The 13,070-nt window shown below is 37.8% G+C and carries 13 protein-coding genes; 7 read left to right on the top strand and 6 right to left on the bottom strand.

Annotated elements, in window-relative coordinates:
- Positions 1–16 precede the first annotated feature (16 nt).
- Positions 17–604, bottom strand: coding sequence for a hypothetical protein (locus CH364_RS14855; protein WP_100743709.1), 588 nt, complete (start codon positions 602–604; stop codon positions 17–19).
- Here CH364_RS14855 and CH364_RS14860 point away from each other — a divergent pair.
- Positions 603–1,658 carry a hypothetical protein gene (locus CH364_RS14860; protein ID WP_100743708.1) on the top strand — a complete coding sequence of 352 codons (1,056 nt, stop codon included), beginning with the start codon at positions 603–605 and terminating at the stop codon, positions 1,656–1,658. The genes CH364_RS14855 and CH364_RS14860 overlap by 2 nt on opposite strands.
- Here the strand turns inward: CH364_RS14860 and CH364_RS14865 are convergent.
- On the bottom strand, positions 1,623–2,591 hold the full coding sequence (locus CH364_RS14865) for a M23 family metallopeptidase (RefSeq protein ID WP_100787871.1): 969 nt from the start codon (positions 2,589–2,591) through the stop codon (positions 1,623–1,625). The two genes, CH364_RS14860 and CH364_RS14865, sit on opposite strands and share 36 nt — an antisense overlap.
- 15 nt (positions 2,592–2,606) lie before the next feature.
- The gene (locus tag CH364_RS14870; RefSeq protein WP_100743706.1) at positions 2,607–5,063 is read right to left on the bottom strand and encodes a sensor domain-containing protein; all 2,457 of its coding nucleotides are present in this window, start codon (positions 5,061–5,063) and stop codon (positions 2,607–2,609) included.
- A gap of 235 nt (positions 5,064–5,298) precedes the next feature.
- On the opposite strand from CH364_RS14870, the gene CH364_RS14880 reads away from it, so the two are divergent.
- The 4 genes from CH364_RS14880 (at position 5,299) to CH364_RS14895 (ending at position 9,317) form a co-directional block, all read left to right on the top strand.
- A complete protein-coding gene (locus CH364_RS14880) occupies positions 5,299–5,859 on the top strand; it encodes an LIC20153 family lipoprotein (protein WP_100743705.1) in 561 nt (186 codons plus the stop codon).
- 71 nt (positions 5,860–5,930) lie between these two features.
- Complete coding sequence (locus tag CH364_RS14885) at positions 5,931–6,524, top strand: HmuY family protein (RefSeq protein WP_100743704.1); 594 nt, start codon at positions 5,931–5,933, stop codon at positions 6,522–6,524.
- Positions 6,524–8,698 carry a TonB-dependent receptor gene (locus CH364_RS14890; protein ID WP_100744715.1) on the top strand — a complete coding sequence of 725 codons (2,175 nt, stop codon included), beginning with the start codon at positions 6,524–6,526 and terminating at the stop codon, positions 8,696–8,698. The genes CH364_RS14885 and CH364_RS14890 overlap by 1 nt, the downstream gene beginning before the upstream one ends.
- Positions 8,673–9,317, top strand: coding sequence for a hypothetical protein (locus CH364_RS14895; protein ID WP_100743703.1), 645 nt, complete (start codon positions 8,673–8,675; stop codon positions 9,315–9,317). The genes CH364_RS14890 and CH364_RS14895 overlap by 26 nt, the downstream gene beginning before the upstream one ends.
- On the opposite strand, the gene CH364_RS14900 is transcribed toward CH364_RS14895, so the two are convergent.
- Both CH364_RS14900 and CH364_RS14905 read right to left on the bottom strand, forming a co-directional pair.
- On the bottom strand, positions 9,314–9,841 hold the full coding sequence (locus CH364_RS14900; protein WP_100743702.1) for a DUF3015 domain-containing protein: 528 nt from the start codon (positions 9,839–9,841) through the stop codon (positions 9,314–9,316). The genes CH364_RS14895 and CH364_RS14900 overlap by 4 nt on opposite strands.
- Before the next feature lie 14 nt (positions 9,842–9,855).
- A complete protein-coding gene (locus CH364_RS14905) occupies positions 9,856–10,077 on the bottom strand; it encodes a hypothetical protein (protein WP_100743701.1) in 222 nt (73 codons plus the stop codon).
- Between the two features lie 188 nt (positions 10,078–10,265).
- Between CH364_RS14905 and CH364_RS14915 the strand changes: the two genes are divergently transcribed.
- Together CH364_RS14915 and CH364_RS14920 are read left to right on the top strand one after the other, a co-directional pair.
- Positions 10,266–11,189, top strand: a complete 924-nt coding sequence (locus CH364_RS14915; RefSeq protein WP_100743700.1) for an FAD-binding oxidoreductase — start codon at positions 10,266–10,268, stop codon at positions 11,187–11,189.
- Between the two features lies 1 nt (position 11,190).
- Positions 11,191–11,412, top strand: a complete 222-nt coding sequence (locus CH364_RS14920) for a transcriptional coactivator p15/PC4 family protein (protein ID WP_100743699.1) — start codon at positions 11,191–11,193, stop codon at positions 11,410–11,412.
- Between the two features lie 5 nt (positions 11,413–11,417).
- On the opposite strand, the gene CH364_RS14925 is transcribed toward CH364_RS14920, so the two are convergent.
- Positions 11,418–13,067 (bottom strand): anti-sigma factor antagonist, encoded by a 1,650-nt coding sequence (locus CH364_RS14925; RefSeq protein ID WP_165779505.1) that lies wholly within the window; start codon positions 13,065–13,067, stop codon positions 11,418–11,420.
- Between the last annotated feature and the right edge of the window lie 3 nt (positions 13,068–13,070).

Genomic DNA, 13,070 nt, shown 5'->3' on the forward strand with positions numbered 1-13,070 from the left:
CCTATGTATGATTGATCTAAATTTCTTTCTTTTGCGAAAGTAAAGATTTGATCCCTTGGATGGATTGTTCGATTCGATTGATTTCTTCTAACAAACTTCCACGGTTCTCTTGAATTTCTGTATGATACAAGTGGGCTTTGCCTACCAATTGGTGGTAGTCCAGAGAAAATTGGTGTAGGGCAGATTCCCATTTTTCTGGAGTGATCCTTCTTTTTTTCCAATAGATTTTTTTTCCCAGTCCGTATACCCATTGGCCAAATCCGATGGCATGCAATGGAACTAGGATGTAGCAAGAAACCTTGACCACCTTTCCCAAAGATACTTCTCCACCGAACAATCCCCAAAAATAGATCCAAAGTGCAGAAAGTAACAAAACAGCAATGGTTAAGTTTGCCTTCGGAGTTTTTGGAGAAACTGAATTGAAAATGGAAAGGAGGATGACAGAAAAGATCAGTAACAGGAGAACTTCCCAAGGGACTAAAGTAAAAAATAAATCCCAAAACTTTTGAAAATTCTCCCAACTGGTTTTGATCTGGTTGATGGTAGTTTGGATTTCAATGATTTGGTTTTGGATTTTTTGAAAAAAGTCTGTTATCGCCGACATGTTGCAAATACTAACTAAATTCAAAAATCATGCAAGTGGTTTCTTTACTCAATTCCTAGCGCCAAAAACCGCAAGAAATCTACTCATTCTCTATTCAATCATAGCCATTCCTTTTTTTATCTACCACGAATCACATCTCCCTTGGCATTATATTTTTGTCCTATGTTTTGTTTCTCTTGTGGTTGGATTGTTTATCACATATGCAAGTTTGTATGTCATCCAACGTTATTGGGTAGAAACATTTCATCCATTCATTGAATTGGGAGTTGTTGTTCTTTTTATTTTTGCACTCTGGCTTGCAGAGGTTTTAGTTTTTGAAGCCGGTACTGTTTTTTTATTTTTGTTAGTAGCGGTTGCTTTTCTCATTCGTGTGTTACGTCTCGAAGAGTATGCACGTCTTTTAATTGCCGCCTGTCTCGTAGCAAGTAATGCCCTCATTGCATTCAAAGCATTACAAGGCGCCGAAGTTTTATCTGCTTATCTTCTTTTTAAAAATAAATACCAAATTGAAGAAAAGGATTTGAATGGTTGGGTCGTTACAGAAAATAATCAATATTGGAATGAAGAACTTCAGTTTGGATTTACACTTCCAGAAGGTTTTTATTTTTTCAAACCTGAAGATTTAACTTTAGAGAACAAAACGGGAGCAGGACAAATTGCTGGTCTTCTCGCTTTCAGTGATCACGATGCAGAAAGATATCCTTTTGTCAGAATTTTCTATTTTCCTGATTACCTAGGTTTTCAAGAAAACCAAGCTATATCTGAATTTTCGGAATTCCTAAAAATACAAGTGAGTAAGGGGGACATTGAGGACATTCAAGAAATCCAACAAAAAGAATTAGAACCCACTGTCATCACATCTAAGTTTTGGACATTTTATGACCTACTTAGACCCCGTTATGCGAAAACAGGTTTTATTCTCGTGGAAACTTCCAACCATGATAAACTTCTATTACATATTACAGAAAATTTAGAGAAAGGTGAAATTCACGAACAAGGCATTCGTGATTTTCTAGCATCAATGCGATTCGGAAATCGATTGCAAAGCGATTAAGGAAAGTGGGTCCACTAATGTATCATTTACTTTAGCACCTAAATGTAGGTGCGGGCCAGTTGACATTCCTGTCGAACCAACAGTTCCAATTTCTTGTCCCTGTTTCACAACATCTCCTACTTTCACTTTGATTTCATTTTGGTGCATATAAAATGAAAATATTTTATTCCCATGATCCACAATTGTGAAGTTTCCTTCATAATATGTTTTTCTAGCAAGAACAACGATTCCGTCCTGAATTGCATATATTGGAGTTCCCACTTTTCCACGAAAGTCTACACCACCGTGCGGTCTGCCTTGTTTATTATTATAATCTCGCCTAACATAGAATTTGCTTGTAATAAACATTTTATCCAAAGGATTTTTAAAATTATTAACAAATTGTAATTGGCTTTGTTTTGCAAATGCAGTCTCTTTTGCTGTTTTACATTCTTGAATAAAATCCAAAGTTTCTTTCGGCAATTCTTTGGTAATAAACTTCTCATCCACTTTGATCTGTTGATTTTTTTTGATCACTTGGAATTTAGTTGGTTCTAAAATGATTTGGTATTGTTTTTGTCCCCGCTTAACAAAAAAGATCTTTGATACTATTTCGAGTGTCATCGCACCTGCAGGAGTGTCGGGAGAAACAGGTAAAAATGCGATCATACTCTTTTCTTTTTTGGTAAGGATCACTTCTTTTCCCAACCAACTAACTTTATACGATTCATTTATCCATTTTTTATCTTTGGGAGTTAATCGAAGGAATACTACCTCTCCTCTTCCAAAGCGTCGTGCTTCCATCAGAAGTGAAAAATTTTTTTCTTCCTTTTTTACGAAGTAATTTGTCGGAGTTACTCGAGTGGGAGGTTTTTTTTTGACCTCACGAGATTCAGCAGGAACAGCACGTACAAAAGATAAAATCAGAATCAATAAAGACAAAAACCGTATCATCAGTATTAATTTCGGCTATTTTGTTTGTGCGGATTCGTTAAATTTTTTAACGAAAACAACAAAATCTTCTGCAGGTAACGGTTTGCTGTAAAGGTACCCTTGGATCATATGGCAACCTAAATCATGAAGTAAATCCCTTTGAGCAGGATTTTCTACTCCTTCAGCAATCACTTCCATACCTAACGAATGTGCCATGTTAATAATGGCCTTACAAATGGCTCTGTCATCTTCGTTCAATTCCAAATCGATTACAAAAGACCTATCAATTTTTAGAACATCTGCATTGATTTTTTTAAGATAACTCAAGGAACTATAACCAGTTCCAAAATCATCAATGGATACTTTGATTCCAAGCCCGGATAAATATTCAAAAGCCTCTATACTTTTTTCAGGATTTTCCATGATAGAACTTTCTGTTAGTTCTAACTCTATTTCTTCCGGATTAATATTATATTGGAGTATGGTAGACTGCACTCGATGAGACCAATTAGCGCGCGCTAGTTGTTTACCACTAACATTTATACTGACAGGAAATGTAGGGAGATTTTCTTCGTTCCAAATTTTTTTCAATCTACAAGCTTCTTCTAAAACCCAATCTCCTATCCTTTCGATGATACCCGAATCTTCCGCAACAGGAATGAATTCAACAGGAGGAACCCATCCTCTCTCTGGATGTTTCCAACGAATGAGTGCTTCAGCTCCACATACTTGGTTTGTGATGGTTGAAATTTTTGGTTGAAAGAAAAGTACCAACTCTTCGTTTTGAATGGCCTTTCGCAAAGAATTTTCAATGTACAAACGTTTTTCTGAGCGAAGAATGAGTTCGTTTGTGTAGAATTTATAATTATTTCTGCCCAATTCTTTGGCTTTGTACATTGCCATATCAGAATTTTTTAAAAGTTCAGAAGAAGAAATTCCATCATTTGGGGAAAGTGCAATTCCCATACTTATAGTTGTAAATAAATCACGACCCATGATATGAAATGGTTGGCTGAGGATATCTAAAATCTTTTGTGCAAATTCGGCGGCCGCACTTTTATTCGGAACATCTACTTTTAAAATTGCAAATTCATCTCCTCCGAATCGTGCTACTGTATCAACTTCGGTCATAACACGCTTGAGTCTTGCACCTACCATTTGCAAAAGAATATCACCTTTGGTATGACCCAAACTATCATTAATAAACTTAAAATTGTCTATATCGAAAAAATAGAAGGCAAGTAAAGTCTCAGTGGACTTATGATTTTTTAATGCTTGGTTTGCATGATCAATAAATAGCGTACGATTAGAAAGACCCGTGAGTGCATCATAATAAGCTAAATATGTAATTCTTTCTTCAGATAATTTGCGTTCAGTGATATCAACGCCAAAACTAATAATTCTTTTTTGGTCAGTTTCTGTATCATCAATGGGAATGTATTTTCTTAAGAGATACGTTACCTTATCATTACTGTCTTGAATAAGTTCTTCAAATTGGACTATTTCGTTTTCTTTAGCAGCTATTTCTAAATACTTTTTTCGTTTTTCATGAAATTCATTCGGCAAATCCAAACGAGCTGCTAATTCTTCATCAGTTTTTTTACAAATCCATTTACGAATTTCTTTGTTTGATAAAAATACAGGGTTTGTGTATTCATATTGGAAATTTGAATTGAGCACAGCAATGTCAGAATCAAGGTTATCTAGAATGAATTCGTAAAACGCTTTTTGATTTCTCACCTGTTCTTGGGAACGTTTCCTTTCTGTAATATCACGAAAGGTGGCCCAAATTGCCATTTTTCCATTCACGGGAAACAACCGAAAGGAAGACTCTGTAGGAATCAAATGTCCCGACTTAGTTTTTAAAGCAGTGCTTTCGATTAAATTTCCTTGGAACTCTTCATCTTCATCCACTTCCACGGGTGGCATAAAGAAGGAAAATTCTTTCCCAACAATTTCTTCCAATGGATATTCTAATACAACAACAGCTTGTTTGTTTGCATTGATGATCTGTTTGGTGCCTGGATCAATTTGCATAAGAATGTCCAATGACTCTTCAAAAACATTCTGAAGGACGATGACTTTTTCTCTAATTTTGTCATAAGCTATGGATCGATTCATGTCCTCTATCAATCGTTCCGCAAAATTTAGTACTAAATCTAAGATTCCAACAGTGTATGTTTGTTCGGCAAGATGCAAAAATGTTGGGTGGGCCGCTTCAGCTAATTCAGAAGGAGATAAAATAGCAATAGAGAGTAATATATAAGGAGATTCTGGAAATTGCTCAAAAATAAATTTTTGTTTTTCTAAAACTGTAGAATCATTCCAAAAAAGAAATACAGCGGACTCTTGGATCGTGCCAGGTTTGATATCTAAAATAGAATGAAAACTATGCACATTGCAAGTTTCAATGCTTGTTATGTCACGAAGGATGCGATTATAAAAATCATGATCAAACTCTTCTATATAGATGGTAATTTGTTTGAGCGACATGACCTTGGCATAGTAGACGAAAAATCCTTTTCCTTACAATTGATTTTTTTGATGGTAGATTTCAATCGTTCTCATCGATCCAAAAGATTTGAAGGTAATAAAGAATACCGGATTAGCTCCACACCAAGGATTACTGTCATCTTTTCGGCAGTGTTCGAAAAAAAAGGGAAAACTATAAAATGAATTTGATTCTCATTTCCAGTACACAAGTTTGGATAAAAAAGACCGAGGTTCTATGAAATCCTTTCAAAATAAGACAAAATTACTGATCGTTTTGAGTTTAGTAGCTGGATTTAGTTTCCAGTGTGAGAAGAAAAAAGAGGACGACAACACGGCAACGCTCGTGGCGCTTGCGGGACTCACAACTTCTGCTGGTGATTGTTCTGTTTCCGCAGTTGGAAAGGCAACCATCAACACTTGGACCACTGATGTAACGGGAAACACTGCTGGAACCATTTCTAAATTGGGTTCAGTACCGATTGTTGGTCATACAACGGCTGCAATAAAGCTAACTTCTGATGCTTCCACAGTTCTGACTGTCAACGGTAGTGCGTTTATCATTGTTTACAAAACAACGGAATGCCCACTAAACACTAGCAATATTGCAACAATCACAACTCAATACACAATCACTGGGGGATCAGATTCAAGCAGTGAATTTCCAAGTTCTTATAAAATCGCGAACCAAACGGCAACTCTAACTTTTAATGGAGCTGCTGGCGGTTATTATGTATTTATCTATGCGCAGCCATCAAAGGGTCAATCTGCAGCTGTGAATTATACTTTTTCTCCGTAACTGTGATTCGATTCCTTAGCATTGGTTTTATTTTATTACTAACTAGTTTCTGCGCAAGGCAAGAGAGTGCTTTGTCAGATCAGAAACTTTTTGTAAACCAATTGGTCACAAATTTGATCAATGCAGGGAATCCCAATGCGTTGGATAAAATTGTATTTTCCCGTGCCAATGGCGATGGGAGTTATACAACAAGATTCAATGCAACCAATTTAGATTTTTATATATACTTTCAATTTGAAGGGAATAAACAAATCCCTTTTGCAGAGAAAGACTCCCTTACGTGGGATGTTGCCTTTAACAGATATAAGGTGGCCACAAATTCAGGCGAAACGAATCGTTTCGGACTCGGTGGAGCTTGTACAAGTAATACCACAAATTTTGCACTTGCCGGTTCCAGTTCACCTAGTAGCCAAGGATGTAATAGTTTTATAGTAGATGTTGCCACTACCACTCAAGGAATCGGGGGAGCCGGCGCAGTTTATGTGGGCAATGCAATTGTCACCGAATGGTATTATTATACGATTGGAAATTTAACTCCAAAACCTGATATCTTTCTTATCCGTTCCGGAACGGGTCTTGCTACTTACGCCATTCATATCGAAAATTATTATAGTGATGCGGGAACTTCTGGTTATCCGACCATCCGATGGAAAAAACTTCCCTAATGTATTTTTTTAATCCGTTTTTATTGCCAATCCTTTGCCTTTTCCTATTGTTCATTGGCGAAGTACACTCCCAAACACGTCCACGTGAAAACGGAAAAACTCCTAAAATCGTAGAAAAGACACCTAACACAACAACGGTGCCTGGTTCGGTGGAAACACCTCCGGCAGATCCAAATCAAACAACTCAAACCCCAACCTCCGTTCCAGAAGAGGCCAACAAAGAGGAAGTTCCTACTGAAGAAGTGGATCGATTTAAAGATTTGGATAATAAAAACGGAATTGTGGTTACAGGTTCTCGCGGCGAAAGAAGGCTCAAAGATTCAGCAGTAGCAACAGAAGTTATTTCTAGAAAACGGATTGAACAAACTGGAGCACGTAACTTAGGTGAGGTGCTAGATACTCAAACGGGAATCAATGTAACGCCGTTTTTTGGTGGGTCACAGGTTCAAATGTTGGGCCTTGATTCCAAGTATGTATTGTTTCTTGTTGATGGACAACGGATTGCCGGTCGATTGAACAATACAATCGACCTCACTCGGTTTAAAGTGCAAAACATCGAACGAGTTGAAATTGTAAAAGGCAGTTCCTCTTCTTTGTATGGTGCCGATGCCATTGGCGGTGTCATCAATATCATTACCAAACAAGCAGAAAAACCAGAACACTATCAATTCCGAACATCCTATGGAACTGGTCGACAGACTAACTTTGGAACCCAAGGTGAAAAAAATTTAATAGCGGATGTTGGTTTTAAAAACGAATTTGTTGCTTCCAATTTTTATGGAGGCTTCAACCAATCTGCTGCATACGACCTCGATCCAAAAACACCAGCCACAACGGGAAACGCATTCCAAGATAACAATGTTGGCGGAAACATGACTTTTAATCCAGATGGAAAATTTAAAGTCAAAACAGGTATCAACTATTTAAATCGAAACCAGGCCGGTATTGATTCCAGAGCTAATGGTGGCGTTTTTGATAGAACCAATCTCACAAACGACTTTCTTGGGTTAGGTGCTTTAGAGTATGCCTACGGAAAAAGAAATATGGTTTCCCTTCGAGGAAATTTCTCACGTTGGGAAAATCATTATAAATTAGACCAAAGAAATTCGAACGAATTAGATGTAAAAGAACTCACTAATGAGTTTTCATCACAAGGTGTCGCTCAAATTGATCATGAAATTAACAATGATCATATGGTAACAGCTGGGGTAGAATCCTATTCAGAAGAATTACAATCTGACAGGTTACAAAGAAGAAATGCCTATCGAACGAGAAGAGCTGCTTTCATTCAAGATGAATGGGTTGTATGGCGACAAGGTTTTGTTTGGCGATTGGTTCCGGGTGTTCGCCATGATGTGGATTCCCAATTTGGTGGACAAACCACTCCGAAAATTGCAACCAAAGTCGATATCACTAGTAATTTAGTTTTCCGTGCTAGTTACGGGAAAGGGTTCCGACCTCCTTCATTCCGAGAACTTTACTTACGTTTTGAAAACCCTGGTGTCGGTTATGTTGTGGATGGAAATGACAAACTTAGACCTGAAAAATCAACAACGGTCAACGCTGATATTGAATATGCTCCATTCAAATTTTGGACCTTATCTCTCAGTGTGTTTCGGAATGACATCACCGATCTCATCCAATACAGTTTTGGAACTAGAACTAGCGAATTTGCTAACTTCCAACTAAAAAACATCCAACGTGCCTATACGAGAGGGGTGGAAGCTGGATCACGAGTTCGATTTCTAAAATACTTTGCATTAGAATTAGGTTACAACCAAACCGATACCAGAGACCTAACAACCGATAGACCATTAGAAGGCAGGGCCTTACACCAAGGAACAATGAACTTTTTTGTGAATGCTCCTGGTGGTTGGGAATTTGCCCTTCGTGCCAAACGTTTAGACAAACGGCCGTTTTATAGTACAACCAACGAATTTACAGCGGGTTCCAGTACTGCCCTCATCGACCAACAAACCAAAAGCGTAGAAGAAAATAACAAAGTAGTATATGGGAAACCGTTTACCTTACTCAACGTAAGAATGGAGAAAAAATTCTTTGATGGAAGGATGTCTCTGTTTTTAGGAGTAGACAACGTCCTTGACCAATACGAGCTTACTTACAATCCTATTCGGCCCAGGTTTTACTATGGTGGACTTCAAGCCACTTTTTGAACACAATTCGTATAAAACAGTTTTCATTGTTTTTGTTCTTTATTGTTTATCGGCAGTTTCACTATACTCCGACGAATCAAAGTTAAGTGGAAAACAGTCAAAAATTTTAAAAGAATCGTTTTCCTATTTAGAATCTCTAGAACCTAAAAGAATCAAAATCGATAAGTCTACCTACAATCATCTTACACAATTTGAATCTATATTTAAGTTTAGTTTCTCTGGAAAAAAGTTATCCCGTTGGATTCAATTGCGAATCAAAAAATATTCTTACGGGTCTACTGGAGATTATGTAGCCATGTACCATGATGGTGATGTATTGTTAGGTAGAAGTTTTTTTAATCTAAACCGATTGGACCGGGTTCTTGTTTTGTTACATGAAGCAAGGCATGCAGATGGTAAAAATTATGGTCACGTAGTCTGCCCAGAGAATTTTCAATTTCTGAATCCGCGCGACTGGAAGATCCATCCCGCTGGGAAAAAAGGATGTGACTCCGTTTCAGACGGTGGTTATGGAATTACTGCTGCATTTTTATTTGAGTTAGGTGCTTATGGGTATCTCAACCAAACAGAGGCAGCGCATCGTTATAACTCGGAAATTTCTCGAGTGATAGGCGATTAATATAAACAAACTTGTTTTAATTCAGAATTCTCTGCTATTTTTGCCTTCAATCGAGCCAAAATAAGTTTAGAACGAACATTTGGTCCACCTTCTTTTGAATGATCAAAAATAAATGAATGTTTTTCTTTCATTAATTTTCCTAACTCATCGCTATGAGTCGGACAACCTAACAAAGAAGCAATGGCTTGAACCCTTTCACCAGTTCCACGAACTGTTTCTAATTCTAGTGGACCTTCGTTATAGGCAACAAAAACCTCTTGAGCCCTATCAGCTCTCACGATTCCATCTGTTGTACAATTAGATGTACCTGAAGTAATTCCAAATGTTTGGGAAGACAAACTCCCATTAGTTGTGGCTGCTAGGACTTGACCAATATCATTTTTCCATACAGGAACCATTGAACCGAGTCCACAACCTGCCATTCCATATGGTTCCGCATTTATCGGAGCCAAAATGATTAGCCCAAAAGAAATAACGGTTGCTAGTTGAATTTTAAAATAAGGAAAAAAACTTCGGGTGAACATAAAACCCTCCGTAGTTAAATTGAAAATAAGGATTCCGAACTGTAGTCAACACTCGGAACTTGCTGTCCTTGGGCTAAAATTTCTCCAGACATCGAAAGTACAGCCCAAGTTCTTTCCTCTTTCGATTTTGTCTGTAGAGATTGGATCATCGTATTTGTGAATGATTCCAATTTATGATGAAGAACGGTATTTGGAAATGATGATGGTTTCTTTTCTTGTGCTTCAGTCGATCTCATGCAGTTTGTTTTCCCGGTTGTCTTTAGGATCGGCGAGGGGGCCGGAATGACTAAAGTTTAAAAACTCTAAAAAAGGAGTCAAGAAGAGACATAATTCTGAGGAGGAAAAATGAAAACTCTAAGTTCTCCTTTTCCCGAACCATCGGAATGCCAAACTTGACCAAAAACCACCTGTTACGAGGACGACCTTGCTTACCCCTCAAATTAATCTTTTTAAAAAATCCAATCCCATCCTAGCCCAAGTCATTGCCAATACCCGTTTGACCCCAGAACCAGGAAAAGGAAAACGCCCGGCAAAGGAAGGAGATTCTGCCGTTCACCGAATCACCATTGCCGTCGATCACAATACTTATCCCTATATGATTGGGCAAAGCGCAGGAATCATTCCCCCTGGAGTGGATCCCGAAAAACAAGCCAAGGGATCAGCTGATCCATCATATACCATCCGTTTGTACTCCATCGCCTCACCGTCGTTCAGTTTTGGTCAAACCAAGGACAATATTGAATTTGTTGTAAAAAGGGACAATGTGTACGATGAAAACGGAAATCTCCTCCACAAAGGAGTATGTTCTAATTACTTATGTGATTTAAAACCAGGAGACACTGTGACAATGACGGGTCCTGCAGGGAAAAAGTTCTTATTGCCCCAAACTGACTTTTCGGGAGATATTTTCTTTTTTGCAACAGGAACCGGAATTAGTCCATTTTTTGGAATGGTGGAGGAACTCCTCGTTCAGAAGCTAATTACTTTCCAAGGAAATGTTTGGTTGGTTTACGGAGCACCATATTCTGACGAAATAGTACTTCGCGATTATTTTGAAGATATAGCAAAAAATCATCCAAATTTCCACTTTTTAACAGCCATTAGCCGAGAGGAAAAAAACACTTTTGATGGCGGAAAGATGTACATCACACACCGTGCAAAAGAAAACGCAGAATCTATTAAAAATGCTGTCAATGGAAACGGTAAGTTTTATATTTGTGGCGGTCCGAAAGGAATGGAAAAAGGGGTGATACAAGAGATCATGTCTGCTTGTGGAACGGATCTTTCGTATGATGAATTCAAAAAACAATTAGAGGAAAAAGAACAACTTTTTGTAGAGACGTACTAACATGGCAAAAACAGGAATCATTCGAGACATTGACAAAGGAAGAGGAGAAGTCATCCGCGTGGAGATCTCCGAATACAAAGGGCAAACTTTTTTTAACATTCGGGTATGGTATACAGATCCGAACGGGGAATTAAAACCCACTCAAAAAGGAATCGCTATTGCGCCGACACTTGTTGGTGACTTAAAAGAAGCAATCGAAGAAGCAGAACGTTGGCTTGCCTAAACCAACTAGTTTTTATCTCCTTCGTTTGCATAAATCAATCTTTGTAAAATTTCTTTAGCAGAGGAAACAGATTCTGCAACACGGATGTGGTTGTACAACCTAGTGATTTCAAAAATTTTTTTGACAGAATCATGAATGTTGGCAACCACAAGTTCTCCACCCCGCCTTCGTAACCAACCTACAATCTGAATCACCATCCCAATTGCAGAGGAATCAATATGTGATGTATCAGAAAAATCAAAAACTACATACCGAAAGCCTTCGGACATTTTTTGCTCTAAAAGAAGTTTAATTTCGGGGCATTTGTACAAATCAATATCCCCGTTAATTCGATATTCAAAAATATCGTTATGCAAAACGACATCTTTTAAATCTAACTTTTCCGATCCTTTCATCATGATCTGCGAATTCATAAACAGATGTTTTTTCAAATCATCGGACTTAGTTGTGATTTTTGTTTCTAAAACTTCGAGGCGACTAAGGACAGAACCCAGTGCATTGGGAGCAAAGTGTAAGTTATTTTTAATATCTTGAATTAGACCGTATAATAATACTTTAGCGTCTTCCACTTGCCCACGTTTTATAAAATCAGTAATTTCTTTAATTCCTATTGTTGCGTTGGCAATCAATATTTCTACTAAAACATCGGGATCTTGTTTGCCTCGATTGTTTCCTCTTGGAAACCGAAAAGATTCTTTTACAGATTCTAAAGCATTTTGTTGTAATAAATTATAATAAGATACATTTACTTCACAGAAAGGAGATTCGAATTGGTTTATCCTATCATCTACTTCCATTCTCAAAACTAAATTTCGAATGTCGTCCGCTCTAAGGTCTCCTAATTGTAGATTGATTTTTTGTCTCGATATAGTTTTGGAATCACCGAGAAACTCGTCAAATTCTTCCATTATTTGATGAGAAGTTTCGGACAAAACTTGTTTCAATCGAACGCCGGGTGCAAGTTGTAACTCTACATCTATAGCTTGAGCATACAAGGCCCCAATATCACCAAATTCATCGAAAAAAATGTCGGATGCTTTTTCTGGATTGTCAATATAATGAAAATTTCCCCCACCCGCTTTTGCAATTTCCATTAACATCTCTTCATTGAAATCGTTTCCTACACCAATGGTTGTAGTAGAGATTCCCATTGCCAAATGGTCTTCGGCAATTTTTACGAGTGCTTCTTTTTCCTTGATGCCAGATGTAGGATTTCCATCGGTCAGTAATAAAACTCGTTTGTATGCGTTTGGGATTTTTGATTGGCTTAGACTTTTTAAAGCAGAAAGCCATCCACCACTTAAATTTGTGGAAGTGGCAACTTGTATGTTCCGAATTTTATCGGTAACTGATACTTTTTCTGTTAGGTGAGTGACTGGTTGAATTATTTGTACATCAGCCGAATATGCGATGATAGTTACAGCATCATGTCTTGTTAGCCAGTTTACTAAAGCGCAGGATGCGTCAATGACAGATTCCATTTTTTCACCCTTCATGGACCAACTTTTATCAACAGCTAACCCAATGACCAAGGGTTTGCGTTCATTGATTTTCGGGTTGGCCGGGGTTCGAAACCGAAGTAAAAGGTGGTTCTCTTGTACTTCTTTTTCTTGGATCAACGGGTATTCCAATTTTGCGTCTATAAACATGACCATAAA

This window comes from Leptospira harrisiae, from assembly GCF_002811945.1.
In the GTDB taxonomy this organism is placed as follows: domain Bacteria; phylum Spirochaetota; class Leptospiria; order Leptospirales; family Leptospiraceae; genus Leptospira_A; species Leptospira_A harrisiae.